The organism is Methanomassiliicoccus luminyensis B10, from assembly GCF_000308215.1.
GTDB classification, from domain to species: Archaea; Thermoplasmatota; Thermoplasmata; order Methanomassiliicoccales; family Methanomassiliicoccaceae; genus Methanomassiliicoccus; species Methanomassiliicoccus luminyensis.
This window is the reverse complement of sequence record NZ_CAJE01000015.1, coordinates 62,156-87,142: the sequence shown is the minus strand read 5'-3', so window position 1 is coordinate 87,142 and position 24,987 is coordinate 62,156. Positions and strand designations below refer to the sequence as shown.

Annotated in this window: 28 protein-coding genes; 24 read left to right on the top strand and 4 right to left on the bottom strand. The window is 62.0% G+C overall.

Going from position 1 to position 24,987, the window contains the following annotated elements; all coding sequences use genetic code 11:
- Positions 1–127 precede the first annotated feature (127 nt).
- From WYS_RS09455 to WYS_RS09435, 5 genes are read left to right on the top strand one after another with little or no spacing between them, the layout of a single operon-like run.
- Complete coding sequence (locus WYS_RS09455) at positions 128–2,080, top strand: outer membrane protein assembly factor BamB family protein (protein ID WP_019177927.1); 1,953 nt, start codon at positions 128–130, stop codon at positions 2,078–2,080.
- Positions 2,081–2,084: 4 nt separating this feature from the next.
- Positions 2,085–2,594, top strand: coding sequence for a DUF4430 domain-containing protein (locus WYS_RS09450; protein WP_019177926.1), 510 nt, complete (start codon positions 2,085–2,087; stop codon positions 2,592–2,594).
- Positions 2,595–2,604: 10 nt separating this feature from the next.
- Complete coding sequence (locus WYS_RS09445) at positions 2,605–3,471, top strand: energy-coupling factor transporter transmembrane component T family protein (protein ID WP_019177925.1); 867 nt, start codon at positions 2,605–2,607, stop codon at positions 3,469–3,471.
- Complete coding sequence (locus WYS_RS14935) at positions 3,468–4,928, top strand: ABC transporter ATP-binding protein (RefSeq protein WP_019177924.1); 1,461 nt, start codon at positions 3,468–3,470, stop codon at positions 4,926–4,928. The genes WYS_RS09445 and WYS_RS14935 overlap by 4 nt, the downstream gene beginning before the upstream one ends.
- A gap of 1 nt (position 4,929) precedes the next feature.
- Positions 4,930–5,670 (top strand): ECF transporter S component, encoded by a 741-nt coding sequence (locus WYS_RS09435; RefSeq protein ID WP_049796321.1) that lies wholly within the window; start codon positions 4,930–4,932, stop codon positions 5,668–5,670.
- Here WYS_RS09435 and WYS_RS09430 read toward each other — a convergent pair.
- The gene (locus WYS_RS09430; protein WP_019177922.1) at positions 5,665–5,997 is read right to left on the bottom strand and encodes a hypothetical protein; all 333 of its coding nucleotides are present in this window, start codon (positions 5,995–5,997) and stop codon (positions 5,665–5,667) included. The genes WYS_RS09435 and WYS_RS09430 overlap by 6 nt on opposite strands.
- 114 nt (positions 5,998–6,111) lie before the next feature.
- Between WYS_RS09430 and WYS_RS09425 the strand changes: the two genes are divergently transcribed.
- The 4 genes from WYS_RS09425 to cls all read left to right on the top strand — a co-directional run bounded on the left by WYS_RS09425 (position 6,112) and on the right by cls (position 9,681).
- Positions 6,112–6,786, top strand: coding sequence for a histidine phosphatase family protein (locus WYS_RS09425; protein WP_019177921.1), 675 nt, complete (start codon positions 6,112–6,114; stop codon positions 6,784–6,786).
- A 44-nt stretch (positions 6,787–6,830) separates the two neighbouring features.
- Positions 6,831–7,403, top strand: a complete 573-nt coding sequence (locus WYS_RS09420; protein WP_147654318.1) for a hypothetical protein — start codon at positions 6,831–6,833, stop codon at positions 7,401–7,403.
- Positions 7,404–7,562: 159 nt separating this feature from the next.
- Entirely contained in the window at positions 7,563–8,138 is a 576-nt protein-coding gene (locus WYS_RS09415; protein ID WP_081579935.1) for an HdeD family acid-resistance protein, read from the top strand.
- A gap of 79 nt (positions 8,139–8,217) precedes the next feature.
- Complete coding sequence (gene cls, locus WYS_RS09410) at positions 8,218–9,681, top strand: cardiolipin synthase (RefSeq protein WP_049796319.1); 1,464 nt, start codon at positions 8,218–8,220, stop codon at positions 9,679–9,681.
- Positions 9,682–9,744: 63 nt separating this feature from the next.
- Here the strand turns inward: cls and WYS_RS09405 are convergent, their stop codons facing one another.
- Positions 9,745–10,026, bottom strand: coding sequence for a hypothetical protein (locus WYS_RS09405; protein ID WP_019177917.1), 282 nt, complete (start codon positions 10,024–10,026; stop codon positions 9,745–9,747).
- Positions 10,027–10,177: 151 nt separating this feature from the next.
- Here WYS_RS09405 and WYS_RS09400 point away from each other — a divergent pair, with 151 nt between their 5' ends.
- The 5 genes from WYS_RS09400 (at position 10,178) to hgcB (ending at position 14,510) form a co-directional block, all read left to right on the top strand.
- On the top strand, positions 10,178–11,467 hold the full coding sequence (locus WYS_RS09400; protein WP_019177916.1) for a glutamate-5-semialdehyde dehydrogenase: 1,290 nt from the start codon (positions 10,178–10,180) through the stop codon (positions 11,465–11,467).
- Complete coding sequence (proB, locus tag WYS_RS09395) at positions 11,464–12,561, top strand: glutamate 5-kinase (protein WP_019177915.1); 1,098 nt, start codon at positions 11,464–11,466, stop codon at positions 12,559–12,561. The genes WYS_RS09400 and proB overlap by 4 nt, the downstream gene beginning before the upstream one ends.
- Before the next feature lie 283 nt (positions 12,562–12,844).
- Positions 12,845–13,123: an HgcAB-associated protein HgcC gene (gene hgcC / locus WYS_RS09390; RefSeq protein ID WP_019177914.1), complete on the top strand. Its 279-nt coding sequence runs from the start codon at positions 12,845–12,847 to the stop codon at positions 13,121–13,123.
- A gap of 12 nt (positions 13,124–13,135) precedes the next feature.
- Complete coding sequence (gene hgcA, locus WYS_RS09385; protein ID WP_019177913.1) at positions 13,136–14,110, top strand: mercury methylation corrinoid protein HgcA; 975 nt, start codon at positions 13,136–13,138, stop codon at positions 14,108–14,110.
- Positions 14,111–14,216: 106 nt separating this feature from the next.
- Positions 14,217–14,510 (top strand): mercury methylation ferredoxin HgcB, encoded by a 294-nt coding sequence (gene hgcB / locus WYS_RS09380; RefSeq protein ID WP_019177912.1) that lies wholly within the window; start codon positions 14,217–14,219, stop codon positions 14,508–14,510.
- A gap of 134 nt (positions 14,511–14,644) precedes the next feature.
- Here hgcB and WYS_RS09375 read toward each other — a convergent pair whose 3' ends face one another.
- Complete coding sequence (locus WYS_RS09375) at positions 14,645–15,187, bottom strand: hypothetical protein (RefSeq protein ID WP_019177910.1); 543 nt, start codon at positions 15,185–15,187, stop codon at positions 14,645–14,647.
- A gap of 85 nt (positions 15,188–15,272) precedes the next feature.
- Here WYS_RS09375 and WYS_RS09370 point away from each other — a divergent pair, with 85 nt between their 5' ends.
- The 10 genes from WYS_RS09370 (at position 15,273) to WYS_RS09325 (ending at position 23,822) form a co-directional block, all read left to right on the top strand.
- The gene (locus WYS_RS09370; RefSeq protein WP_019177909.1) at positions 15,273–16,523 is read left to right on the top strand and encodes an APC family permease; all 1,251 of its coding nucleotides are present in this window, start codon (positions 15,273–15,275) and stop codon (positions 16,521–16,523) included.
- Between the two features lie 66 nt (positions 16,524–16,589).
- Positions 16,590–17,141 carry a THUMP domain-containing protein gene (locus tag WYS_RS09365; RefSeq protein ID WP_019177908.1) on the top strand — a complete coding sequence of 184 codons (552 nt, stop codon included), beginning with the start codon at positions 16,590–16,592 and terminating at the stop codon, positions 17,139–17,141.
- A gap of 339 nt (positions 17,142–17,480) precedes the next feature.
- Positions 17,481–18,122 (top strand): corrinoid protein, encoded by a 642-nt coding sequence (locus WYS_RS09360; protein WP_019177907.1) that lies wholly within the window; start codon positions 17,481–17,483, stop codon positions 18,120–18,122.
- A gap of 13 nt (positions 18,123–18,135) precedes the next feature.
- Complete coding sequence (locus tag WYS_RS09355; RefSeq protein WP_147654316.1) at positions 18,136–19,248, top strand: uroporphyrinogen decarboxylase family protein; 1,113 nt, start codon at positions 18,136–18,138, stop codon at positions 19,246–19,248.
- Between the two features lie 253 nt (positions 19,249–19,501).
- Entirely contained in the window at positions 19,502–20,170 is a 669-nt protein-coding gene (locus tag WYS_RS09350; protein WP_019177905.1) for a GTP-binding protein, read from the top strand.
- 2 nt (positions 20,171–20,172) lie between these two features.
- A complete protein-coding gene (locus WYS_RS09345; protein WP_019177904.1) occupies positions 20,173–20,640 on the top strand; it encodes a hypothetical protein in 468 nt (155 codons plus the stop codon).
- A gap of 4 nt (positions 20,641–20,644) precedes the next feature.
- Positions 20,645–21,007, top strand: coding sequence for a hypothetical protein (locus WYS_RS09340; protein ID WP_019177903.1), 363 nt, complete (start codon positions 20,645–20,647; stop codon positions 21,005–21,007).
- Between the two features lie 54 nt (positions 21,008–21,061).
- Positions 21,062–23,098, top strand: coding sequence for a hydantoinase/oxoprolinase family protein (locus tag WYS_RS09335; RefSeq protein ID WP_147654315.1), 2,037 nt, complete (start codon positions 21,062–21,064; stop codon positions 23,096–23,098).
- Positions 23,095–23,439 carry a putative zinc-binding protein gene (locus tag WYS_RS09330; protein ID WP_019177901.1) on the top strand — a complete coding sequence of 115 codons (345 nt, stop codon included), beginning with the start codon at positions 23,095–23,097 and terminating at the stop codon, positions 23,437–23,439. The genes WYS_RS09335 and WYS_RS09330 overlap by 4 nt, the downstream gene beginning before the upstream one ends.
- The gene (locus tag WYS_RS09325; protein ID WP_019177900.1) at positions 23,436–23,822 is read left to right on the top strand and encodes a putative zinc-binding protein; all 387 of its coding nucleotides are present in this window, start codon (positions 23,436–23,438) and stop codon (positions 23,820–23,822) included. The genes WYS_RS09330 and WYS_RS09325 overlap by 4 nt, the downstream gene beginning before the upstream one ends.
- On the opposite strand, the gene WYS_RS09320 is transcribed toward WYS_RS09325, so the two are convergent.
- Positions 23,823–24,944: an HAD hydrolase family protein gene (locus WYS_RS09320; RefSeq protein ID WP_019177899.1), complete on the bottom strand. Its 1,122-nt coding sequence runs from the start codon at positions 24,942–24,944 to the stop codon at positions 23,823–23,825.
- Positions 24,945–24,987 lie beyond the last annotated feature (43 nt).

Genomic DNA, 24,987 nt, shown 5'->3' with positions numbered 1-24,987 from the left:
TCTAACATTACACCTGATAAATTCGCTGCCGAGGCGCTACTCTTATAGAAAACCCTTTAATTCTCATGCTCTTCTCCCCTATCGAGTTGGATATTATATCCAATATGATCCAAATGGAGGACGTTCGGTGAAGATAAAAGTCCTGGCTATGACCATATTCAGCGCTCTATTGATATCATCCATGCTTGTGCCCATATCGGCGTCCGATGAAGGCGACGACACGATCGCGGTCCTGATCGACTTTGGCAGCGGAAGGGTCGCCTGGGCAGATGTTTCGGCGACCCCGGACATGACCGCGTGGGAGGCCTTGGTCAATGCCACTGAGCAGCTGGCATTGCCGATGAACGGCGCGGGGGGTGGCGTGAACTCTATCGATGGTCATGTGAGCGACTACGGTGCATACTGGTGGCACTTCTGGGCCTGGAACTCGACCACTGGAGAATGGGAGACGGGCATGAGCATTTCACCCAACACCGTCACCGCCTCCGACGCTGACGCCGTGGCCTGGAGCTATGCCAAGGACATCTCGCAACATCCGGACTGGGTATTTCCCCATCCTCCCTTGGCCACCCCGGAGCACCGCTATCCCTGGGCCAGCTTCAGGCATGACGCCATGAACACAGGTTACCAGCCCGCCTTCGCGCCCGTTAATCTGACGTTGCAGTGGCAGAGGGACCTGGGCAATGGTGCCATCGACTCTCCCATAGTGGTGGTGGATGGGTTCTCCTATGTGACCACCAGCGGCGCTATGGACCAGACGTACGCGTTTGTGACTAATTCCACCGTGTACTGCCTGGACCCCAACGGCGCGATCGTCTGGAAGGCGGATATCGGACCCGGGGGATACCAGACCTCCGCATCGTTGGTCTACGGTGGGATGCTCATCGTGCAGTCCTTTGACGGGAACGTATACGCGCTCGACCTTGAGGACGGTTCGACCATTTGGACGTACAGTACGGGGATATCGTCCTATGACAACTACGGAATGCCGTCCCCCATGGTCTACGACAACAAGCTTATTGTGGCGACCACGGACGGGAAGATACGCATCCTCAATGAGGACGGTACAGAAGCCGTCAGCTATGTCGTGGGCGAGCACATCTATTCCTCGTCCCCCGCCATCCTTAACGGCGTCATTTATATAGGCACTGAGGATGGCGCCCTTGTCGCCAACACGACCAGCGGTGGGGCGATATGGTCCGTCACCCTCGGCGACAGGATCCGAGCCTCCCCGCTGCTGCTCGACGACGGCATAGTTGTCACCTATACCAACGTCACTGGCGAGGGTCTCTACCCCAGCCCCGTGTCCGGCGGGCTTGCCCGGGTCGATTACAGCGGTAACATCGTCTGGCAGACCGATCTTAACGTGACCCCCTCCTCCGCCGCGCTCACCGAGAACGGGCTCGTGGTCATGACCTATACCGAGATGATCATGGTCAGCTTTGACGGTGAGGTCTTGTGGACCATTGACCTTGGAGAAGGGCTAGCCAACAGCGGAGCCCCCGTCAGCGTCGATGGCACCATACTCGCGATCACCAATGAGGAGTCGAGCAGGCTGGTTGCGGCGACCGATGACGGCGACCTCTATTTCCAGCAGGTACTGTACCCTGCACAGTACGCTATGGGCTCCCCTACTGTTTCCGACGGCCTGGTGTTCGTGGCCACGGACAGCGGGTACATGTACGTGTACAGGTTGAACAGTGCAGTTCCTTCGGTCGCGGGGTTCACGAGCGGCACTGACGGCTTGGCCGCCTCGTTCTCCGCCTCCACCCCCGCGGGCGCCGGCCCATTCTCGTACGTATGGAACTTCGGTGATGGGAACGCGGCCACCGGACAGCAGGTCGAGCATACCTATGCGGAGGCCGGGCTGTACACCGTCGTGCTGAACATATTCGACCAGCAGGGCGAACTGGAGAGCACCGTGAACAGTGAGGTCGACGTCAAGGCGATCGCTCCTATCGACGATAATCCCCAGAACGGCCCTGGAGGCGACATCCCCATATGGGCCATCGGCTTGATGGTCGTGGCCATTGCGGTCATAATCCTGGCCGCGGTCGCAGCAATTCGCAAAAGGAAGTGAGGTCATGAAACTGGACTGGAAGAACGTGGTCCTGGTGGTCGCCCTCGTGGCAGTCGTCGCGGTAGTGGCGATCACCCTCTTCTCGGATGGGGCGGGCACCGACAGGACGGTGACCACCAACCTGACCATCAACTTCTACGATGCCCCCGACGTCGCCGTTCACAAGGGCAACATCACCACTTGGACATTGGTGAACGGGGAATGGACGTACACCTCGGAAGCACAGCAGGGCGGCAATACTACCTGGATCTTCCAGGGCATTACCGGAAGGTCCAACTGCTACGACCAGGTCAAGGCGGCGGTCGAGATCGCCGGAACGTCCCTGGCGGCGGAGGACCAGCCCTTCGGGACGTTCGTGAAGTCCATCGACGGAGTGGATAATGAGGAGCACGATTCACGGGGATGGCAGTATTACGTTAACGACGTGTACAGCAACAAGGCGTGCAACAAGTACGCCATCAACGACGACGACATCGTGAGATGGGAATACATCAAGAACCCCTTCGCGAGCTGAGCTGACCCCTATGCTGTTCCCGTACCAGGACAAGGACACCCGGATACATAGGCTGGACGCCCGACCCAAAATAGTGTTCGTGCTGTCCATCTTTCTCATCTCTATCCTGATATCGGACATCTTCTATCTGGCGGTCCTGTTCGCGATGGTCATGGCGGTCGTGGCGGTGGCCAAGGTGGTCAGGCCCACCCTTGGCCTCCTGAGGTACACCGTCTACGTGGCGGCGTTCCTGTTCCTCTTCAGCATATTCTTCGCTCAGGGGAGCCACGTCCTGTTCGCGGTGGGGCCGATTAAGATCACCCAGGAGTCGCTCCTGTTCGCCACCAGCATGACCTTCAGGCTGTTCCTGGCCATCAGCGCCTTTGCCATCATGACCTTCGCCATCCATCCCGACCAGCTGCTGCGGGTGCTGTCGAAGTTCGGCTTCAAGTCGATGACCAGCCTGTCCATCGCCACCCGGATGTACCCCACCATCGCCGACGACTCGAGGAACATACAGGACGCCATGCGGGCGAGGGGGGCGGAGTTCGACGGGGGCAGCTTTATGCAGAGGGCCAAGGCCCGCGCCCCGATCATGATGCCGCTGCTCCTTAACTCCATGGACCGGTCCATGGAGATCGCGGAGGCGATGGAATCGAGGGGTTTCGGGGCACAGAGCAGGACGCACTACTTCGACCGGCCCATGACTGCCCGCGACAAGCTCATGATTGCCCTGTTCCTGGCCGCCATCCCCTTCGGGGTGGCGATGTTCATGATGGGGTTCGGCAACGCCGACTACCTCGCCGGGGACACGCTGTCGGTCGGCGGCATCGATATCATCGTCGCATTGCTGGAGGCGCTGTTCTTCGCGCCCATGCTCCTGGGGGAAGCCGCGTGATCGAGCTGGACCACTTCTCATTTACCTACGGCGGGTCGTCCAGGCCGGTGCTGGATGATATCAATCTGCAGATCAAGGAAGGCGAGTTCGTGGTCGTGGTGGGCCTATCCGGTTCCGGCAAGTCCACCTTCTGCAGGGCCATCAACGGGCTCGTACCTCACTTCTACGGCGGGAAGGTCTCCGGGAGGGTCAGGGTGGACGGCCTCGATACCAGGACCGCTGCCCCCGCCAAGATGGCCCGGACAGTGGGGATGGTGTTCCAAGACCCCGAGAACCAGCTGGTGATGACCAATGTGGAGAACGAGATGGCCTTCGGGATGGAGAACCTGGCGCTCCCGAGAGAGGAAATGAGGGAGCGGGTCCGCCAGTATTCCAGCTACTTCGACCTGGAACGTTTCTTCAAGAGGTTCATTCCCGAGCTGTCGGGCGGGGAGAAGCAGAAGGTGGCGCTGGCCTCGGTCATAGCCATGAGGCCCAAGTACATCGTGCTGGACGAGCCGACCTCCCAGCTGGACGAGGAGACGGCCTCCCTGTTCCTGAGCTTCCTGGAAAAGGTCAACCGCGATCAAGGGGTCACCGTCATACTGGTGGAGCACCGCCTGGAGAGATGCCTCCGATTCGCCAAGCGCATTGTGGTGATGAAGGACGGCCGCATCGAGGTGGACGGCGTGCCCCAAGAGGTGGCACCGCACCTCCAGGCCATGGGATTGCTGACGGAGATTAAGGGAGCGGCGAGGGGAGGACCCTCGGACGACGTCGTCATCACCGCCCGCGACATCTCCTTTGGGTACAACGGGACCAAGGTGCTCGACGGGCTGGGGCTAGAGGTGAGGAAGCAGGAGATCCTGGCCATCATCGGTGCCAACGGCAGTGGGAAGAGCACCTTGCTGAAGCAGCTGAACGGCCTATTGAGGCCGGCCCACGGGGAGGTGGCCCTGATGGGACAGGACATCTCCAAGGTCACCACGGCCCGCCTGGCCAGGGACATCGGGTACCTAGGGCAAAATCCTAACAACTATCTGTTCGAGGAGACACTGGAGAAGGAGCTGGAATTCACCCTGAGGAACCTCAAGGTGAGCAAGGCCGAATGGGAGGAGCGCATAACCTGGGCCCTTCAGGTTCTGAACCTGGAGAGGTACCGGCACACCTTCCCCAGGGACCTCAGCTGCGGGGAGCGGGAGAGAGCGGCGCTGGCCTCGATCATCGTCGGCCGGCCCAAGCTTCTCATACTGGACGAGCCGACCCGGGGGCTGGACCACTGGAACAAGAGCAAGCTGGCGTCGATCATCGACTCGCTGCGGGAACAGGGGATGACCACGATATTGGTCACCCACGACTACCGTTTCGTGGCCGAGCACGCCACCAGGGTGCTGTCGCTGGAGGGCGGGGCGCTGCGGGAAGTGGACGCGGGCGAGGTGGTCGGTCTCGCCAAGAAAGCCGAGGAGATGGTGGCCTGATATGAGGGTGAGTCTCAGCGCGGTGATGATACTGGCGACCCTGGCGATGGCCGGGATCATAGTTTACATGGGTGTGTTCATGAACAGCCTGCTCGGCGAATATGCCGCCTTTCTGTCGTTCATACTCATGCTGCTGATCATCGGCATACTCATCGCCAAGTTCGAGGAGTCCAAGCTGACCTCCAAGGAGGTCGCCCTGATAGGCATTCTGGCGGCTATCACCGCCGCGTCGCGCATACCGTTCGCGGCACTGCCCAACATTCAGCCGTGTACGTTCCTCATCATCGTCACCGGGCTGGTGTTCGGGAAGCTGGCGGGCGGCATGGTGGGGGCCATGACCGCAGCCCTCTCCAACCTATTCTTCGGGCAAGGTCCCTGGACCGCCTGGGAGATGGTGTCATGGGGCATGGTCGGCATAGTGTCCGGCTACATCGGCCAGAAGCTAAGCACCATCACTGTCAAGGACATCATGATCCTGGGCATAGTGCTGGGGCTGGCCTACAACACCCTCATGGATTTCAGCAGCTGGATCACTTTCTATAGGGGCGAGCCAGGCCTCTTCATCCCCACGTTCGCGGCCGGGCTGCCCTTCGGTGCGCTGCACGTCATGGGGAATACAATCTTTGCCGTGCTCCTGGGGAAGCCCGTGCTCGCGCTGTACCAGAGGTTTAAGCGGCGCTCCCATATCACCTACGAGCCGGACAGGCCGCCGGGCCCGCTGGACGCAGACCAAGCCTCATAACGGGCCGGTCAGCGTCGGCAGGAAAACGCCCACGAACGCCGTCACTATCCATATCAGGAAGGCGATGATCAGGGCCTTGAGCCATCCGATCTTGTAGAGTATCTTCAGCACCAGCAACCACACTATGCCCGCGGCGATGGATGCCAACAGACCCTCTGCCAGGAAATAGTACACCGCAGTGTACACTATCGTCCCCAATAGGGCGGCCAGGAGGGCAGTTCCTATGCCCTCCCTCTCCCCAAGCACCTTCGTTATGAGCCAGATGATCACCGCCGAGACTATCAGGGCGATGACGAAGGATACGATCGCGCCGGTTACCTCCACCATGTAATCTAGATTCTATCGCGCTGTATTTATGGTTAGGGTTGCCCTCGGACCGCGCCGCCGGCGCCCTTTCTCCGCATGCCATCGTTTATCTGCGGTACCGCGCTTTGAGGTGGCATGAACGGCTCATGTTTACCGAGCGTGCCCGCCGGCCACAGCGGACCTGCGGCGCTGATCGTCCGCCATGCCGAGCGGCACCCCATACCTGACCTCCGAAGCGCCCTGGAGGTCGGGCTGACCGAGAAAGGGAAGGGGGATGCCAGGGACTTCGGCTCCCTGCTCCGGGGCTTCGAGACCGTCCGCGTGTTCCACAGCCCGGCACTGCGGTGCCGGGAGACCTCCGAGGGCATCATGGAGGGCGTGCGGGGCAACGGCACCTCGGTCCAGGGTCTCACCGAGATACCGGGCTTGTGCGCGCCGTACATCCGGGACCCCCGTCGCATCCTGGGGGAGGCGGGGCGCCTGGGGAGCGTATTCCTAAGGCAGTGGTTCGACGGGAAGTATGGTGAGGACCTAATAATGCCGAGCAACGAAGCGGCGGACCTGGTGCTGTCGCAGATACTCGCCCGGCTCGCCGAGCCGGGAGGGGACGGCCGCCTGGACGTCCACGTGTCCCATGACTGGGAGATCCTCCTGCTCAGGGAGATGCTGATGGGAGCGCGATACGAGGAGGACGGCTGGATCGGATACCTGGAAGGCATAATGTTCGTCCCCGACGGGGACGGCTTCCTGGCGCTCATGAACGGCCGCTCCGGGCGGTTCAGGTACCGGGACGGGCGGCGGGTGGACTGACCTACCGCCAGCGTTATTAACCGATGAAGTACCATGAGCTAGACGTGAGTAAAGCAGAGGTCCTAGCGCAGGTCGAGGAAAGGCTCACCCTGTTCAGGGGCCTGAAGGGCCTGAGGTTCGTGGACGCAGGCTTCAAAAGAGGCCTCGAGGACATGGAGCGGCAGGCGGAGACGCAATCCAAGGAGGCGGGCCTGATGCGCGTCATCAACGAGGGCTTCTGGAACACCATGGACAGGGATGTCCAAGTGGCCCTGGTGCTGACCCCGGACAACTATCTGATCAGGCGGAGCAACGACCTGCTCAAGCTCAAGGACGGCGGCGGAAACCTCCTGGGGGAGTGGATCAATCCCGAGCGGGCGGAGGAGATGAAAGAGCGCGAGGACGTGCGCTTCATCTCCCATGATTTCGTTCTCTACAAAGGCGCCGACATGGAGGGAGAGCCGTACTTCGTGCTGCCGGACGTGGACTTCCTCTACCTGGAGGGGGTGGAGGGGATATGCAACATCACCTCCAGCAGCCCCTCGGGCCCCGCTGACGAGTACATCCGGAAGGAGCTCGGGCTCGACGAGCCGAGGCTCATGAGCCACCTGATAGGCTTCGACATCGTGGAAGATTGACGCCCCCTTGCCACAGGGTGCCGTTCTCGCCGGAGGCATCGCGGACCCGCTCCGCTATCCGGACGGCCTCGAAGACCAAGTATTAACTACTTAGCGCCCGCAAATCATTATCTGCCCCGATAGGCAGATTCTGCGCATCGGGGACCAAGGAGGCGTTCAATGAGTTCGGAAGGGTTCACAAGCAGATGGTGGGGGAGAGTGATCTTCGGAGTAATCGCGATCCTCTTCGGCCTTGCCATAGTGGTATTCCCAGGCCTGAGCCTGACGGTCTTCCTATGGATCTTCGGGTTCTTCATGCTGATCTCGGGGCTGGTCCTGGTCAGCTACGGGCTGAAGAGGGAGAAGGGGATGCACAGAACCTTGAACCTGGTCGAGGGTGTACTGGGCATAGTCATCGCGGCGATCGCGTTCCTGGCTCCTGGGCTGACCGCGGTCACGGCCGTGTACCTGGTGGCATTCTTCGCTGTGGTCTCCGGGCTGCTGCAGCTGGGCGAGGCGTTCACGATCCCCATGGGGACCACCATGCTCGGCACCAGCAGCAGGTGGTTCCTGGCGGGGTCCGGCGTGCTGTCCATAGTACTCGGTGCGCTGCTGTTCCTATCCCCCGGGTCGGGCATCCTGGCCTTCCTGTGGCTGGTCGCCGCGTTCATCATCCTGGTCGGGATCTTAAACATCGCCACCGGCATCAGGCTGAAGAGGTCGATCGGCGCGACCACGGTCACCAGGCCGAGATGAGGGACCTCCGGCCCCTCATCATTTTTTATCGGAAACCCATTCGGTCCACCGCAAGGTGCGATAACCGCGGAGACCGCCTATGGATATCTTGGGCCACCCCATCAATCTCATATTGAGGCTTATTTATGACATACTCGCGGTGATCACTGTCATCAGCATAGTGTTCTTCCAGCGGAGGGACCCCGCCAATGCGCTTTCCTGGTTGCTGGTGCTCATCTTTCTCCCGTACATCGGCTTCGTCCTGTACCTGATCTTCGGGCTCCACTATTACAAAAGAAAACAGTTCGACGTCAAGGCGAGCGCCGACCGGGAAATGCTCATGGGCTTTGTGGCCAAGCAAAAGCTCCTCATCACGGAGGGGCGGGACAGGTTGACCGAGCAGAGGCTGGAAGGCGTTCTGGAACTGGCCAACATGCTGCTCAACGACAATTATGCCGTCATCACCGATGGCAACGAGGTGCGCGCCTTCACCGACGGGAAGGAGAAGTTCGGCGCCCTGCTGGAGGCGATCAGGGGCGCCAAGGACCACATTCACATGGAATATTACATCATCCGGGACGACGAGCTTGGCAATCAGATCGTGGCCGCGCTGACGGAGAAGGCCCGGGAGGGGGTGGAGGTTCGCCTCCTCTACGACGGCCTGGGCAACAAGATCCGCACCAAGGGATATCGGGACCTTCGGGCGGCCGGCGGGAAGGTCTCGGAGTTCTACAGGGTCCTGGTCCCCTACCTGACCGTCCGGATAAACTACCGCGACCACCGGAAGATCGCGGTCATCGACGGCAAGGTGGCCTTTCTGGGCGGCTTCAACATCGGCGACGAATATATAGGCAAAGGTCCTCTGGGTCATTGGAGGGACACCGCCGTCGAGCTGAAGGGGGAAGGCGCCCGGTGTCTCCAGCTGAGGTTCCTCCTGGACTGGAACTTCGCCACCAAGGAGAACCTCTCGCTGTCCGACGCAAGGTACTTCCCCGCGGTCCCGGGCAAGGCCGAGGGTCCTCTCGTCCAGATAGTCAGCGGCGGCCCCGATGCCCTGCAGAACCCCATAAAGGAGGAGTATCTCAAGCTTACAAGCATTGCCCGGAAGCACATCTACATCCAGACGCCCTATTTCATCCCGGACGTCAGCGTCATGGACGCTCTGAGGGTCGCCGCCCTATCCGGCGTGGACGTCCGCATCATGTACCCCAGCAGGCCGAACCACCTCTTCGTAAACTGGGCCAGCATGTCGTACCTGGGCGAGCTGGTGGAGGCGGGGGTCCGGGTCTACCAGTACAAGAACGGGTTCATTCATGCTAAAACGGCCACGGTGGATGACATGGTGTCCTCCGTCGGCACGGCCAATTGGGACATGCGAAGCTTCAAGCTGAACTTCGAGACCAATGCAGTCATCTATGGCGAAGAATTCGCGGAGGAGCAGAAGAGGGCGTTCCTGAAGGACACTGAAAACAGCTCGGAGCTGACATTGGCCGAGTACAAGGGCCGCTCCATCGCGGTCCGCATCAAGGAATGCGTTTCCAGGCTCTTCTCGCCCTTGCTCTGAAAAGGGTTGAAGGCGGCGGGGGTCCGGGCGCCCGCCGATGGTGCACGGCGTGAACCGGAGATCTCAGTACTTCTTCTGCTCGTCCTCGTCCCTCACGTCCTCGAAGGGGGCCTCCGGCTTGCATTCCCCATGCATTCCATGCATCCCTTGCATCTTGTGATGTCCCATCCCGTGGGCCGCGGACCCCGCGGCCTTCTTCAGGTTCATCTTGTCCATGATATGGGCCCTCCTCATGCCTGCCGCTCCCACGTTCACTATCCCGCTCACCATGGTCGAGACCGCGGCGGCCACGGCGACGACGGAAGCGAACATCAGGAAGAACGCCACCAATTTGCACAGCGCCATTTCATCACCTCGGCGTTTACGATTCGAGCCGCTTCGTCTAAATACCTTTTGGACCCCGTGCAGTGTCTCAGGAACGATACCAGCCGGCGTCCGCGGTCCGCATCATACAAAGCGAAAGGCATATGGCCCCGCTCTCTTTTCATGAACTGTCATGAAGCCCGTTCGAGCAGCCGCGGAAAAGGCGAGGGAAGCGTCCTATCGCCTGTCAAGCTTGCCCCTTGCCGTCAGGAACAAGGCTTTGGAGTCGATAGCCGAGGCGCTCCTGTCCCGGCAGGACGAGATATCCAGGGCCAACGCCATCGACCTGGAGGCGGCTGAGAAGGCCAAGATCTCCAAGGTCCTGGTCAAGCGGTTGAAGTTCGACGGGCCCAAGATCGAGGAGGCGGTGCGCGGCGTGCGCGCTCTGATCGAGCAGGAGGACGTGGTGGGAAAGCTGCTGTCGAGGACCGAGCTGGACGACGGTCTCGTCCTCGACAAGGTGTCCTGCCCCATAGGCGTGATCGGCGTTGTCTTCGAGTCCCGGCCCGACGCCCTGGTGCAGATCTCCTGCCTCTGTCTGAAGTCGGGGAACGCAGTCCTGCTGAAGGGCGGCTCGGAAGCCAAGGAGACCAACGAGGTACTGGCGAGGACCATCGTCGACGCCGTCGCCGGCGTCGACGGGCGCTTCGCGGATGCGGTCCAACTGCTCTCGACCCGCGAGGAGTTCAGGGAACTGCTGAAGCACGACGACCTCATCGACCTTATCATACCCCGCGGCTCCAATGAGCTGGTGCGCTCGATCAAGGAGAGCACCCGCATCCCGGTGATGGGGCACGCCGCCGGCATCTGCCATACATATGTGGACAAGGACGCCGACCTGGACATGGCGGTGAAGGTGTGCTTCGACGCCAAGGTGCAGTACCCCGCGGTGTGCAACGCCATGGAGACCCTGCTCGTGCACCGGGCCGTGGCGGAGGATTTCCTGCCCCGCATGGCCGCAGAGTATGGGAAGGCCGCGGTGGAGCTGCGCGGCGACGACGCCACCCGCAAGCTCATCAAGGCGGTCCCGGCCACCGAGGGGGACTGGTCGGCCGAGTACAACGACCTGGTGCTCGCCGTCAAGATAGTGGGCTCCTTGGACGAGGCGATAGAGCACGTCAACCGCTTCTCGTCGCATCACACCGACGCCATCGTTACCAGGGACGAGGGAGCGGCCCAGCGCTTCATGGACCTGGTGGACTCGTCCTCGGTCATGTGGAACGCCTCCACCCGGTTCGCCGACGGGTACCGCTACGGCCTCGGCGCGGAGGTGGGCATATCGACCAACAAGACCCACGCCCGCGGGCCGGTGGGGCTGGAAGGCCTGGTCATTTACAAGTACAAGCTTCGCGGTACCGGTCAGACGGTGGCGGAGTACAGCGGAAAGGACGCCCGCAAGTTCACCCATGGGAAGATCGCATGAGGGACCTCAAGGCCAAGCGCGTCGTGGTCAAGATCGGCACCAACACCATCTGCAAGAGCGATGGCACCGTGGACCGCGCCTACATCGAGGACGTGGCGAGGCAGGTCGTGGAGCTGGAGAGGAAAGGCGTCCAGAGCATCGTCGTGACGTCCGGCGCCATCGGCTCCGGCTCCTCCGAGCTGGGTCTGGACGGCCGGCAGAAGGACATCTCCATGAAGCAGGCCTGCGCCGCGGTGGGGCAGGCCCTCCTCATGATGGCCTGGAGGGACGCCTTCCGGGACCACGGCAAGAGCGTGGGCCAGGTGCTCCTGACCTATGGGGCGTTCTCCAAGCGGGACCGCTACCTGAACCTGAGGAAGGCCATCGATTCGATGTTCTGCCTGGGCGCCATCCCCGTGGTCAACGAGAACGACGTCATCGCCACCGATGAGATAGAGGACATCTTCGGCGACAACGACAAGCTCTCCGCCCTGGTGGCGAGCAAGATGGACGCCGACCTGCTGATACTGCTCACCGACGTGGACGGCCTGTACGACCGCAACCCCGAGGCGGACAAGGACGCCAGGCTCATCCCCACCGTGGACGAGATCACCAAGGACATCGAGCGCATCGCCGGGAGTAGGAAGAACGAGCGCTCCACCGGGGGAATGCGCACCAAGATCAATGCGGCCAAGATCGCCATGGAGTCAGGCTGCAACATGGTCATCGCCAACGGAAGGCTCGAGAACGTCATCGTCAGGGTGGCGGACGGGGAAGAGATCGGCACGCTGTTCACCGCGAGGTCGCAGTACACCAACAAGGAGCGCTGGATACTATTCGCCTGCCCCCTCGGGAAGATCGAGGTGGACGAGGGCGCGGAGAGGGCGCTGCGTTCCGGGAATTCACTCCTCCCGTGCGGTATTCTGTCGGTGGAAGGCAAGTTCAAGAAGGGCGACGTGGTCCGCATCGGCACCTTCGCCAAAGGTATCGTGAACCTCTCCTCGGCGGAGCTGCGCCCCCTGGTGGACGCATGCCTGCGGGCCAAGGCCGAGGGCCGGAAGAACGGCAACGGGCACACCGCGGTCAGCAGCGAGAACATCGTCATCCATGAATAGGCAAAAGGTCTCGGAGTGAGCCCGGTGTCCCAAGATGTTTCCCCCAGATCCCGGACCCGGCGGGGCCGCTTATTCTGAAATATTGGGGCCTCGTGAGCTTGGAACGAGGCAAATCCCGGAATTGCAGAATATGGGCCTGCAGGCCGGCCGCGCCGAGTTCATCCATGCTATTGTGCCATCCGTGCCCGGAGGCGCATCGGCCATTCCGCTGAATCATCAGCGAAATCAGAAAAATCAGAATTTTATATATAGCGGGCCCGCCCTTGCATGGCGAGGAGATATCATGGTCAAGGCCGCCAAGAACGATGATTGCTGCTCCGCCGCCGAGGCGGGGTCGCTGAAGGTAGAATCGATCATGAGCATGGACGAGCGGGGGCAGATGGTGCTCCCCAAGGAGATACGGGACAAGGCCGGCCTCAAGGCAGGGGACAAGCTCGCCGTGGTCACGAGAGAGCGGGACGGCAAGGTGTGCTGCATCTACCTGTTCAAGACCGATATGCTGATGGAGACCGTCCGCGACAGGCTGGGCCCGCTTCTCGACGAAGCGGGAACGGACAGGTGAGGCGCGGCGTCGATGGACCTCTTCACCACGACCTCGGAGCTCACTGGGCGTGACCGCCGGGAGCACCTCCAGGCCCGCCTGGGGTACCGCCGCATGGACCACCGGGTGGAGCCGGGCCTGTACCGCCTCGGGGCCCCCAATGCCGGTTCTCCGGTGTTCGTGTCGGCCAATTATTCGCTGAGCTTCGACGCGCTGCGAACCGCCCTGAAAGGGATCGACGGGTACATCCTGGTCCTGGATACCAAGGGCGTCAATGTATGGTGCGCCGCGGGCAAGGGGACCTTCGGCACCGAGGAGCTGGTGCGCAGGATCGAGGACACCGGCCTGGCGGGAGTGGTGGAGCACCGCACCCTGATCCTGCCGCAGCTGGGAGCCCCCGGCGTAGCGGGTCATGAGGTCAGAAAGCGCACCGGCTTCAAGGTCGAGTTCGGTCCGGTGAGGGCGGCGGACATCCCCGAGTACCTGCGGTTGGGAAAGGCCACCCCGGAGATGCGGAGGGTCACGTTCCCCCTGAGGGACCGGGCCGTCCTCATCCCGGTGGAGATCAAGACCGCGGCGCCGTACCTGATAGTGGTGGCGGTCCTGCTGTTCCTGATCGGAGGCCCGTTACCTGCCCTGATCGCCATAACCGCGGTCCTCGGAGGCACCGCCCTCTTCCCCATCCTCCTGCCCTGGCTGCCCACCCGGGACTTCTCCTCCAAGGGCCTCGTTCTCGGGGCCGTCCTGGCCGTCCCCTTCGCCCTGTGGTCCGTGGCCGCCGGCGGGGAGGCGGGGTGGGTCCTCGTCCTGTACGCCGTGTCCATGATCCTGCTGGTCTCCCCGGTGGTGGCCTACTTCGCCCTGAACTTCACTGGGTGCTCCACCTACACCTCGCGCACCGGGGTCAAGAAGGAGATTTTCCGGTGGGTCCCCAAGATGGCGGCGATGGCCATAGTGGGCGTTGTTGCGCTGGCGGTCTCGGCGGGAAGCTCGATGGGGTGGTACTGATGGCAAGCGAGATATTTAATGATTGACTATAAAATCAATTATTGCATTTATGAATCAAGAATCTGAACCCGAGGTTGCTATGGATCATCAGAGTCAGGAAATACCGATGGTCTTCGTAGAGGACATCGTCCAGAACTCCTTGAACACTCTGCGCTACCTGCCTGGAAGGTGCGTCAACTGCGGCCGCTGCTCCGAGGTCTGCCCCCACGGGGTCTTTGAGGCCGGGGAGAAAAGGGCCAGGCTCGCCGCGCCGGAAAGGTGCATGGAGTGCGGGGGCTGCCAGATGAACTGCCCCGCCGGAGCGATCGGCGTGGAGTCGGGGGTCGGCTGCGCCGCGGCGATGATAAAAGCGGCCCTCACCGGCAAGGAGGCGACCTGCGGCCCGGACTGCTGTAGATGATGCGCAAGGTTAAATCTCCTCAACCGGAATAATATCATCATGGCCGTTTCCACCATCCACCTTCGGCATGTTCTTCCTGTCCATCGTGCTGGGCTTCGTGGTGTATCTGGCTCTCGTGTGATGCGTCCCCGCGCTCAACGGCGGAGGCCGCGCCCCCTCAGCTCCTGCCATACATAGAAGTACATCACCACGGCATACGCCGCCCCCAGGATGGAGATGACCATACCGATCACGATGAGCAGCCGGAACAAGCCATTTACCGCCCCGCCGAACGACCCTTGGATGCCGGCGGGCAGAAGAGCTACCAGCTGGCCAAAGTCGAACGGGAAGACCGTCAGAAGATAGGACCATGACGCCACGGACACCGCCGCGCTGAGGACCTCCACGAGGCGGCCGATGTTCCTCCTTCCCGTCAGCGCCCTGGCCAGGTTGGGGACTGTCCCGAAAAGCATGGAGCCGTAAAAGGCCGCCTGCTCCGCCGCCCCGAACCCCGAAGTGAAGAACCCGTCGAGGAGCCCGTCCTGGAGATAGCGCACCACCAGGACGAACGCGGCAATGAATGCCGCGCCGATCAGGTTGCCTCCTCTCTCCCCCGCACCCAGGCGCTCCCGGTCCGCCTCCTTCGACACCGCCCTCTGCCACCACGTGCTCGTCGCGGTCGGCCCCGCCTCCTCCATGATGATGCAGAGGATGGCCCGGCCTAATAAATCCGCGCGGGGCGTCCACCTTATTATATCAGCGAGCCGATTTAGAGCTGATACAATGGCCGGCGAGCTCAAGCGCGAGATCGGTTTGTTCGGGGCGGTGGCCTATGGGGTGGGCACCATCGTGGGCGCGGGCATCTATGCGCTCATCGGGGTCGCCGCCGGGCGCGCCGGGAACGAGGTATGGCTGGCCTTTGCCATCGCCGGCGCGATCGCCGCCTTCACCGGCCTGAGCTACGCCCGCCTCTCCGCGCTGTTCCCGGTGAGCGGCGCCGAGTATGTGTACGTCGAGGAGGCCTTCAAGTCGCGCTTCGGCGCCTTCATCGTGGGCTGGCTGGTCATGCTGTCCGGCCTGATATCGGCCTCCGCCGTCGCCCTGGGCTTCGGCGGCTACCTGTCCGCGCTGGTGCCGGTGCCCCGGGAGCTGGCGGCCGCAGCCCTGATAGCGGCGCTCTCCCTGGTCAACTATCGCGGGATCAAGGAGTCCATAGCGCTCACCGTCGTCATGACCCTCATCGAGCTGGCCGGCATAGTAATAATGATCGTGCTGGGAGCGAACTTCTTCGGGAGCGTGGACTATCTCGAATCGCCCACCGGCTTCTCCGGCATCATCGGGGCGGTGGGCATAATCTTCTTCGCGTTCATAGGGTTCGAGGGGCTGGTGAAGATCGGGGAGGAGACCAAGGACCCCACCAAGACCATCCCCCGGGCGCTCATCCTGTCCCTGGCCATATCCACCGTGCTCTACATCCTGGCGGCCATATCCGTGGTCAGCATAATGCCGTACGGCGAGCTGGCCACCTCCCCGTCGCCGCTGGCGGACGTGGCCATGAGGGCCCAGGGCGCCGAGTCCGCCGCTCTCCTGACCGGGATCGCGCTGTTCTCCACCACCAACACCGTGCTCATAATACTGATCGCCACTTCCCGCATAGCCTACGGGATGTCCGTGGAATCGGTCCTCCCCAAGGCGCTGGCCACCCTTCACCCCGAGAGGGGTACGCCGAGGCTCGCCATCTTCCTGACCATGGTGGGCGCGATAATATTCTGCTTCATCGGGGACATCGAGTTCACCGCCAACATCGCCAACTTCACCATATTCCTGGTGTTCCTGGCTGTCAACCTGGCGGTGCTGCAGTTCATCCGGAAGGGGTTCAAGATGAAGCGCAGCGCGGCCCCTGCGGCCTTGGCGGGCGCGGTCACCTCCCTCCTCCTGCTGACCCAGTTCGACTGGCTGGTCGTCGCGGTCTCGGCGATCGTCATCGCGGTGGGGGCCCTGGTCTACAGGTTCGTGGCCTTCGACCTGCGGTGAACGTCTCCGCCTCCGGAGCCCGATAGGATTAATAGGTGCGACTGGCCAAGTAGAACGGGGGCCGAAATGCAGGACTACAATATCCTTGTGACGTTCCATCACAACGAGAAGGCCAGGGCCGAGGAGGAGGTGGCCAAGCGCATAAACGATTCGGGGCTGGTCCTCGAGGACCTCATGGAGTCCAGCGTTCCCGGCCTGCTGCTGGTGCGGGTGGCCGGCGATGGCAAGGAGGCGGTGAAGCGGCTCCGCGGGTTTGCTTTCAGGTTCCCGGAGATGTTCCGCTACACCTATCACTGGACCCCCGTGGAGGAGTGGGTCAGCTCCGACATTCCCGCCATGATCGGCGCGGCCAGGGAGTTCGGGTCCAGGATCGGGAAGGGCCGGACCTGGAAGATGGAGCTGGAAAAGCGCCGATACCACCAGGAGGGTTCGGTGCTCGATCTCATCAAGACGCTGACCGATCCGATAGATGCCGGAACGGTCGATCTCGAATCTCCGGACCTGGTGCTCAAGGTGGAGATAATCGGCGACTTCGCCGGCTTCGCCCTGGTGAGCGACGATGAGGTGCTGGAGGTCAACCAGATCAGGCAGACCATCGGGCTTGCGAAGATCACTTAGGGCGAGGACAGCTGGGGAGCAAGGAACATCGTCAAGGGCCGCGAGGATGCGCTTCACCGGATGACTTAACTATTGTGACTAATTACATTCACATACATAGTATATAAAATTTCTAATTATTTTACAGAACTTCTTAACAATAATAAAGATGAAAGGCCAACAATTATGATTTCCTTAATTAAAAAATAGCAACAATTGTGAACGTCGGATAGACGCAAATCATTTCGGACTATTTCCGTGAGATAGTATATTATCCTATTATCCGGACTTTTCGAAAAGGCGACGGATGATTTGCCGGTTGCCGCGGGGGAATCAGGTCGAGTTAGGGAATGTGAGTACATGAGCGACAAGGAGCAGATTTTGAGCGCGCTGGAGAGCGCGGTGCTAAGGGGTAAGAAGGATGAGTCCAGAAAGTATGCTCAGGAGGCCATCGACAGCGGCATCAATGCGCTCGACGCCATCGATGCCGGTCTGATCCGGGGCATGATGGTGGTCGGCGAGAAGTACGCCGCGCGCCAGATGTTCCTGCCCCAGGTTCTTCTGGCCGCCGACTCCATGTACGCGGCGCTTGACGTACTGCTGCCCCATATGCCTAAGGAGGCGGCTGCCAAGAGGGTCAACATGGTCATAGGCGTGGTGGAGGGCGATGTCCACGACATCGGAAAGAACATCGTCAAGACCATGTTCACTGCCGCGGGATTCAACGTCCACGACATCGGCAAGGACCAGTCCGCCGAGTCCTTCGTGGAGGCCGTGAAGAGCAGCAACGCCCAGGTAATGGCCATGAGCACCCTCATGACCCCGACCATGGACAGCATGAAGTCGTCCGTGGACGCGCTCGTCGAGGAGGGCGCCCGCAAGGGCGTCACCATCATCATCGGCGGGGCCCCCACCTCCATGGATTTCGCCAAGGAGATAGGCGCGGACCTGCACGCCGTGAACGCACAGGAGGCCGTGGCCAAGGTCAAGGCCGTGGTGTGAGGAGGGATGAGAAATGTCCGATAAGATGAGTCACATAGATCGTGCGATGGGTGCTCTGCAGGACCAGCCGGTGGACCGCCTGACCGCCTACCCAATCGCCTGCGGCGTGTGCAGGAAGCTGCTCAACAACGGGGCGGGGATCACCTATCATGACTGGGCGACCGACCCCAAGAAGTTCGCCAGCGCGTTCATCGCTGGCCAGAAGTACTTCGACTTCGATTTCGCCATCATGCTGATGGACCTGTCGGTGATGGCAGGCGACCTCGGCAGCCACATCCGCATGGACGAGCAGAACACACCCTTCGTGGACGAACCGGTCATCAAGGATGTGGAGGGCTACGAGAATCTGGAGGTCCCGGACATTACCGACCCCAAGAGCCGCAGCGCCACCCTCCTTGAGGGGACCAAGCTGGTCGTCGACGCGCTGGGCAAGGAGGTCATCACCGCCGGCTTCCTGGAGGGACCGCTGCTCGCTCTGACGCAGTCCCGCGGGGCCGAGTTCGTGTTCAAGGACATGTACGACAACGACTCGTCCAGGGCTGCGGTGCACAAGGCCCTGGCCACCATCACCGATTACGACAAGGCCATGGTCAAGGGGTTCGCCCAGACCAAGTGCGCCGGCCTGGTGTGGGACTACCTGTGGGGCTCCTACTCATGCCTTGGCGATCCCGAATACGAGGAGTTCGAGGGACAGAAGAAGTACGCGGGTTGCCTGAACGAGCTGACCTCCAAGGAGGGCATGGCGTTCTGCATCCACAACTGCGCTGACCTGCCGCACCTGGACACCCAGGTGAAGGCATGGAAGCCGGCCATCTACTCCATGGCCTACTACCCCCTGGTGCCGGGCAGCCCCACCGCCAAGGAGTCCATACTGAACGGGTACGCCGACAACACCCTCCTGGCCGGGAACATCGACCCCCAGGGCTTCGTGAGGTGGAAGCAGGACAAGATCGAGACGGTCACCAAGAACCTGCTGAGCGAGGTATCCGCGGCGCTGAAGGAGAGGGGGCACAACTCCCGCTACTGCGTCGCCTCCGGCTGCGAGGTCCCGCCGTCCGTCTCCACCAAGATGGAGAACATCAAGGCGGTCGTGGACACCACCAAGCAGTTCGGTCAGGTACAGTGAGGATGAAAAGAGTGGAAGAAGGCTCGCTCCACCAAACCCTTTCCCGCCCTTCCCGGCAAGCCCGTTCCAGGCCGCGCCGGGCGGGGCCCATGAGGGTCTGGAGCGGGGCCTAGGATGAGATAGCCAGGGCACGGTCCCTTTCCATGAAGTTGAACATCATGATCACACCGCCATGTCAGCGCGCCGTTCGAACGGCGCACGCCAGTTGCGATTATTATTATACCGTCCAGGGCATACGTCTCCAGGTGGCAGAATGAAGATAGCTCAGATCGCAGGTTTTTTGGGAAGTGGCAAGACCACTTTGCTCATCGAGGTCGCCAAGGAATTGGTCAACCGGGGAAAGAGGGTCGCCATCGTCGTGAATGACGTCGGCGAGATCAATGTGGACTTCAAGATAGTGGAGTCCTACGGGCTCAAGGCCAAGGAACTGTCCGGAGGCTGCATATGTTGCGAGATCGCCGGGAACTTCGCCAACACCCTGGCCTTATTGTACTCCAAGTTCGACCCGGACATCGTCATCGTGGAGCCTTCCGGGGTCGCCATCCCCTGGGGTCTGAAGAGGGCCGCGGAGTATGCCGAGGAGGAGGTGCCGGTCACCATCGAGCACGCTCCCGTCCTCACCCTGGTGGACTCCACCAGGATCGACACCCTGCTGGGGACGGTCCGCCGCCTGGTGGTCACCCAGATCAGGGAGGCGGACATCTGCCTCATCAACAAGGTGGATGCGTCCGACGAGGGCCGCATCAGGAAGTCCGAGGACCTGGTGAAGCAGATCAACCCCAAGTGCGAGATAATGCGCATCTCCACCCATAAGGGCCAGGGAGTAAAGGAGGTCGCCGACATCATAGCCAACCGGACCTCGTCGAGGTACGATGAGGCGGTGGAGAAGGAGCTGCTCCGGCAGCAGTACGGAGGAGGATGAGAATGGGAGAGATGGATGAGGACATTCACCTGGCGATGCACCGCGAGGCCGACGAGCTTGGAAAGTTCGCCACCCAGCTGTCGGTGCACGCGCCCGAGCCGATGCACCGCGAGGCCGCCGCGGCGGTGATCGACGAGATGCTGTACCAGATCACCAAGAACTGTTTCGACCACGGCGCCGACCTGGTGGGACATGTGAAGGCATTCCTGAAGGCCAAGAACGGCGCGCTTTCGGCCAGCCTCATAGACCTCGGCAAGAGGTCCAACGTCACCAACGATTTCGGGGAGGACGCCAACTTCCAGGACGCCGAGCTGACCCTGCACGTCATCGTTCACGGCATCTGGGACCCCGAGGTCAGGGAACAGTCCCTGCTGGGTATCGAGAAGGTGTTCAAGCAGCACGGCCTGGAGTATCGCGTTATCAAGGACTATTACGAGACCGAGAAGGGCATCGCCCACCACAAGAAGTGAGGACATGAGCGGCAACGAGGAGGAAGGGAGGAGCGTCAGGAGCGTTCACATCGACCCGGCCTACGCGATGGCGATGCGAGAAAAAGGGTTCAGCTGGAACACCCTCGCATCCATCCGCAAGGTGAGCTGCCCCCAGTGCGGCTTCATGTTCTCCCTGACCTACTCGAGGACGGTGGCCTGCAAGGGGTGCCCCATGGCCACCCAGAACTGTCCTAAGGCCCGGTGCGCCAAGTGCGACCACGAGTTCTACCTCAACGAGATGCCTCACGTGGGCAACAACAAGTACACGGCGCGGTCGGTGGCGGTGCACCAGTCCAATATCGAGAGCCAGTACAACGAACAGCTCGGAAGGAAGAGGCATCGCTGAAACCCTGATTCTTTTGAACTAGCCAACAAGCAGCAAGCAACGGAGAGTGCATTGATGAATGCGGACATCGACGGAGCAATGAACCTGGGACTGGGGATAGACACCGGCGGCACGTACACCGACGCCGCGATCCTTACCATCGACAACGGCGGCAGGGTCCTCAGCAAGGCCAAGGCACTGACCACCCGGGGCGACCTGGCCGAGGGGATCGGGAACGCCATTGAGCGGCTGGACCACTCGCTGTTCCCCAACATCCGCCTGCTGGCGGTGTCCTCCACCCTGGCCACCAACTCGGTGGTGGAGGGCAAGGGGTGCCGGGTCGGCCTCATAGTGGCCGGCCATGATGTGGAGTCCCGCATCCCGGTGGACGAGAGCGTGCGGATCAGGGGCGGGCACAACCTGCAGGGGAACATGGTGGAGGCGCTGGACCTCAACGCCGCCAGGGAGTTCATTCTCAAGGTGTCCGGAAAGGTGGACGCCTTCGCGGTGTCCAGCTACCTGAGCGTCCGCAACCCCGAGCATGAGGTGGCCTTGAAGCAGCTGATACAGTCCCTGACCTCTTGCCCGGTGGTCTGCGGGCATGAGCTGTCGTCCGCGCTCGGGTTCAACGAGCGCACCATCACCGCGGTGCTCAACGCCCGGCTGATACCGGTCATCGCCGACCTCATCGCTTCCATCAAGAGGGTCCAGGAGCGGCTGGGCATCAACGCCCCTCTCATGATCGTCAAGGGCGACGGCTCCCTCATGGACGAGTCGGTGGCGAAGGAGCGGCCGGTGGAGACCATCATATCCGGCCCCGCCGCCTCCATCATAGGAGCGAAGGCGCTGACCAAGCTGGACGACGCCATCATCGTGGACGTGGGGGGCACTACCACCGACATCGGCATACTCAGAGGGGGCCGGCCCCGCCTGGACCCCGAGGGAGCGGTACTGGGCGGCTGGCGCACCAGGGTGAAGGCGGTGGACGTGTTCACCTCCGGCATCGGGGGCGACTCCCGCATCGTGATCCTCGGGGGCAAGGTCCACCTCAGCGCGCTGAGGGTGATACCGCTGTGCATAGCCTCTTCCTCCTATCCCGGCCTGCTGTCCAAGCTGCAGTCGCTGAAGGGTTCCCGGGCCCGGTGGGTCCCCGCGTACATGGACCCCGATTCCGTTCCCCAGCCCACCGAGTTCTTCGTCTTCTGCAAGAACGTGTCCGGGACCGATGTCGGGCCGGAAACGGAGCGGATACTTGACATCGTCAAGGCCGAGCCGCGCTCCCTGTACGAGATCGCCGAGATCATGAGGGTCCACCCCCTCTCGCTCAACCTGCGCAAGCTGGAGGCCATGGGATCGGTGCTGCGTATCGGGCTCACCCCCACCGACATCCTGCACGCCGAGGGCTCCTACGTCGAGTACGATGCGGAGGCGTCCAAGATCGGGGTGGAGTTCCTGGCGGCCAACGCGGAGATGGAGGTCCCTGAGTTCATCCAGGTCGCCAAGACCGCGGTCATCGAGAAGATCACCATGGAGGTCCTCAAGAAGCTCATCCATGAGGAGGTGGGGGAGGCCAAGATGTGCGACGTCGCCACCTCGCTGGTCGACAACATGGTCCGGGGGACCGGCCGCAAGGACTTCGCCTGCAAGCTCGAGCTGAACAAGCCCATCATCGGCATCGGCGCGCCGGTCGGCGCGTACCTCCCGGGGGTGGCGGAAAAGTTCCACACCGAACTGGTGCTGCCGGAGCACTCCGAGATAGGGAACGCCGCGGGGGCCGTGTCCGGCAACGTCATGGAGTCCCTGGAGATGCTCATCAAGCCCAACCGGGGCCTGGGCACCATGGACAACCCGCCCTGCATCCTGTACTGGATGCAGGAGAAGAAGGAGTTCGAGACCCTGGAGGAAGCACTTTCCTACGCCCGCACCGAAGGCGCCCGCCTAGTGCGCGAGAAGGCCATCGCCGCCGGCGCCGATACCGTGGAGATCCTGGTGGACAACCACCGGAAGGAAGCGAAGCTGGACAAGGGCTGGGGCGGCAACGTACTGATCGAGATCAATCTGACCGTCACAGCGGTGGGCAAGCCCCGCCTGTTCTTCGAGGCCAGCTCATGACCGGGGTGAACGTGGTCATGTGCGCCGGCTTCTCCCCGTCCGCCCGGATGGTGCGAAAGGCCCTGCGCAAAGTCTCCGAGAGGGCCGACATTCTGGTCATCACCCCCTGCCCGGCGGGGGCCGGCCTTTCCAAGTACATCGAGGAGCTGAAGGACCTTGACCCCGCCAGGACCATCGCGGTGGAGGGCTGCGAGGCCTGCTGCGGCATGCAGACGCTGCTGCAGGCCGGCGTCTCGCCGTCCCAGCTGGTGGTCATGGAGAAGATTGCGGCGGTGGACGACAAGGCCGTGGCCGATGCGGAGGAGCGCATCCTGGCCGCCCTGAAGGAGGTGGGGCCGTGAGGGTCGCGGTCGTCGTATGCGGCGCCAACGGGGAGAGGGCCGCGATAATCGAGAAGGCGGTGGAGAAGTACTCCAAGAAGTACTTCGACCGCACCCTGCAGTTCTCGGCGTGCACGGTGGCGGCGTCGCCGATCATCCTGGAGATGAGCGGAGTGGAGGCCGCGCACACCGTGGCGGTGAACGGCTGCCGAAACAAGTGCTCCGAGATCCTGATGAAACGGGCCGGGATGGGGCCAAGAGTGTCCGTGGTCCTCGACGACGTGGTGGGCCGCGAGCTTGGCAAGTGCGGGAGCTGCGCCAGCTTCGTGTTCCCGGAGGTCAGGGAAGACGAATGGAACAAGCTGGCCGAGGTGATGGGGAAGGCCGTGGAGGATGCGTCCTGATCAGCCCAGGGTGCCCACGACCTCGCCCCTCACCGAGCGCCGGAGCGCCATGCTCTGGCGGACCAAACTTTTCATGTTCTTCGGGGTGACCCGCGCCACCGTGGGCAGGTTGTGCGGGAACACCTTCTCGAACTCCTTCAAAAGGTACTCGTTGGCCACGCCGGCGCGCTTGAGGCTGCTCATGCTCCAGTCGTCCACGAGGTTGTTGATCCCCTCCATGCCGGCCTTGTGGAACGTCTCGGCCAGCACCGAGGTGACCACGGTGTTGTCGGATATGACCGCGACCTCCGCCTCCCTCAGTGCGTACTCGTTGCCGTTGAACGACACCGACAGCCCGCCGCCCTCGCGCACCAGCTGGAACGCCTGTACGTCGGTGATCGAATCCCCGACGTACATGGTGTCCTCGAGGCCGATGCCCGTGCGCCTCCTTATGTCCAGGACCGCCGAGGCCTTCTCCTCCCCTCCCACGGGGTTCACCTCCAGCACGAACTGGTAGGTGGACATATCGGTGAGCTCCTCCCAGAAGATGGCGTCCAGCCGGCGGATGGTCTCCTGGTCCTGGCGGCTGAAGTCCTCGATGGTCTTCGCTCCCTCGGGAATGTGCATCAAGCTCATCCGCGAGATCTCGTGGGCGTACTTCTTGAGGATGTCGCCCTCCGACGGATCCATCTTCACCGAGTCCATGTCCAGGGCGGTGCAGTAGGTGTTCTCCAGCGGAAATCCGATGGCGTCGCATACCGCGGTGATATAATGCTCGTAGGAGGTGGCGACTATGAAAGGGGTCATGAACTCCTGCACGAAGCGCATGGTCTTCTTGGCCCCCGGCACGGTGAGGATGTTCTTGCGGGAAAACTCCAGCATGTTGGAGTCGGTGACCCCGCAAGCCCGGAGGAACGGCAGCACCAGCTTCAGGGTATCGCCCGCCTTGTAGTTGGGCCGCTGGAACACGTCGGAGAGGATGTCGTCGTACTTGCTGACGATCTTGAAGAACTCGTCCCCGTTCTCGATGAACTCGCTGCACAGCTCGAAGGCATTGTCATTCTTGGTGATGGGTCCCTCGCCGTTGCTGATGAACTGTCTCCATCCGCCCGCCAGGGTGTCCTCGAGCCCGTCAAAGTCCATTGTGAGCCTCCTTGGTCCTTCCGCTCCGCGTCCTTTCCGGGAC

Coding starts and splice junctions, on each gene's coding strand:
- cls (WP_049796319.1), top strand. CDS start 8,218: ATGGATATCTTGGGCCACCCCATCAATCTCATATTGAGGCTTATTTAT.
- proB (WP_019177915.1), top strand. CDS start 11,464: ATGAGGGACCTCAAGGCCAAGCGCGTCGTGGTCAAGATCGGCACCAAC.
- hgcA (WP_019177913.1), top strand. CDS start 13,136: ATGGACCTCTTCACCACGACCTCGGAGCTCACTGGGCGTGACCGCCGG.
- WYS_RS09445 (WP_019177925.1), top strand. CDS start 2,605: ATGCTGTTCCCGTACCAGGACAAGGACACCCGGATACATAGGCTGGAC.
- WYS_RS09355 (WP_147654316.1), top strand. CDS start 18,136: ATGTCCGATAAGATGAGTCACATAGATCGTGCGATGGGTGCTCTGCAG.
- WYS_RS09320 (WP_019177899.1), bottom strand. CDS start 24,944: ATGGACTTTGACGGGCTCGAGGACACCCTGGCGGGCGGATGGAGACAG.
- WYS_RS09370 (WP_019177909.1), top strand. CDS start 15,273: ATGGCCGGCGAGCTCAAGCGCGAGATCGGTTTGTTCGGGGCGGTGGCC.
- WYS_RS09350 (WP_019177905.1), top strand. CDS start 19,502: ATGAAGATAGCTCAGATCGCAGGTTTTTTGGGAAGTGGCAAGACCACT.
- hgcB (WP_019177912.1), top strand. CDS start 14,217: ATGGTCTTCGTAGAGGACATCGTCCAGAACTCCTTGAACACTCTGCGC.
- WYS_RS09360 (WP_019177907.1), top strand. CDS start 17,481: ATGAGCGACAAGGAGCAGATTTTGAGCGCGCTGGAGAGCGCGGTGCTA.
- WYS_RS09435 (WP_049796321.1), top strand. CDS start 4,930: ATGAGGGTGAGTCTCAGCGCGGTGATGATACTGGCGACCCTGGCGATG.
- WYS_RS09330 (WP_019177901.1), top strand. CDS start 23,095: ATGACCGGGGTGAACGTGGTCATGTGCGCCGGCTTCTCCCCGTCCGCC.
- WYS_RS09400 (WP_019177916.1), top strand. CDS start 10,178: ATGAAGCCCGTTCGAGCAGCCGCGGAAAAGGCGAGGGAAGCGTCCTAT.
- WYS_RS09340 (WP_019177903.1), top strand. CDS start 20,645: ATGAGCGGCAACGAGGAGGAAGGGAGGAGCGTCAGGAGCGTTCACATC.
- WYS_RS09365 (WP_019177908.1), top strand. CDS start 16,590: ATGCAGGACTACAATATCCTTGTGACGTTCCATCACAACGAGAAGGCC.
- WYS_RS09375 (WP_019177910.1), bottom strand. CDS start 15,187: ATGGAGGAGGCGGGGCCGACCGCGACGAGCACGTGGTGGCAGAGGGCG.
- WYS_RS09425 (WP_019177921.1), top strand. CDS start 6,112: ATGAACGGCTCATGTTTACCGAGCGTGCCCGCCGGCCACAGCGGACCT.
- WYS_RS09415 (WP_081579935.1), top strand. CDS start 7,563: ATGAGTTCGGAAGGGTTCACAAGCAGATGGTGGGGGAGAGTGATCTTC.
- WYS_RS09405 (WP_019177917.1), bottom strand. CDS start 10,026: ATGGCGCTGTGCAAATTGGTGGCGTTCTTCCTGATGTTCGCTTCCGTC.
- WYS_RS09335 (WP_147654315.1), top strand. CDS start 21,062: ATGAATGCGGACATCGACGGAGCAATGAACCTGGGACTGGGGATAGAC.
- WYS_RS09345 (WP_019177904.1), top strand. CDS start 20,173: ATGGGAGAGATGGATGAGGACATTCACCTGGCGATGCACCGCGAGGCC.
- WYS_RS09450 (WP_019177926.1), top strand. CDS start 2,085: ATGAAACTGGACTGGAAGAACGTGGTCCTGGTGGTCGCCCTCGTGGCA.
- hgcC (WP_019177914.1), top strand. CDS start 12,845: ATGGTCAAGGCCGCCAAGAACGATGATTGCTGCTCCGCCGCCGAGGCG.
- WYS_RS09430 (WP_019177922.1), bottom strand. CDS start 5,997: ATGGTGGAGGTAACCGGCGCGATCGTATCCTTCGTCATCGCCCTGATA.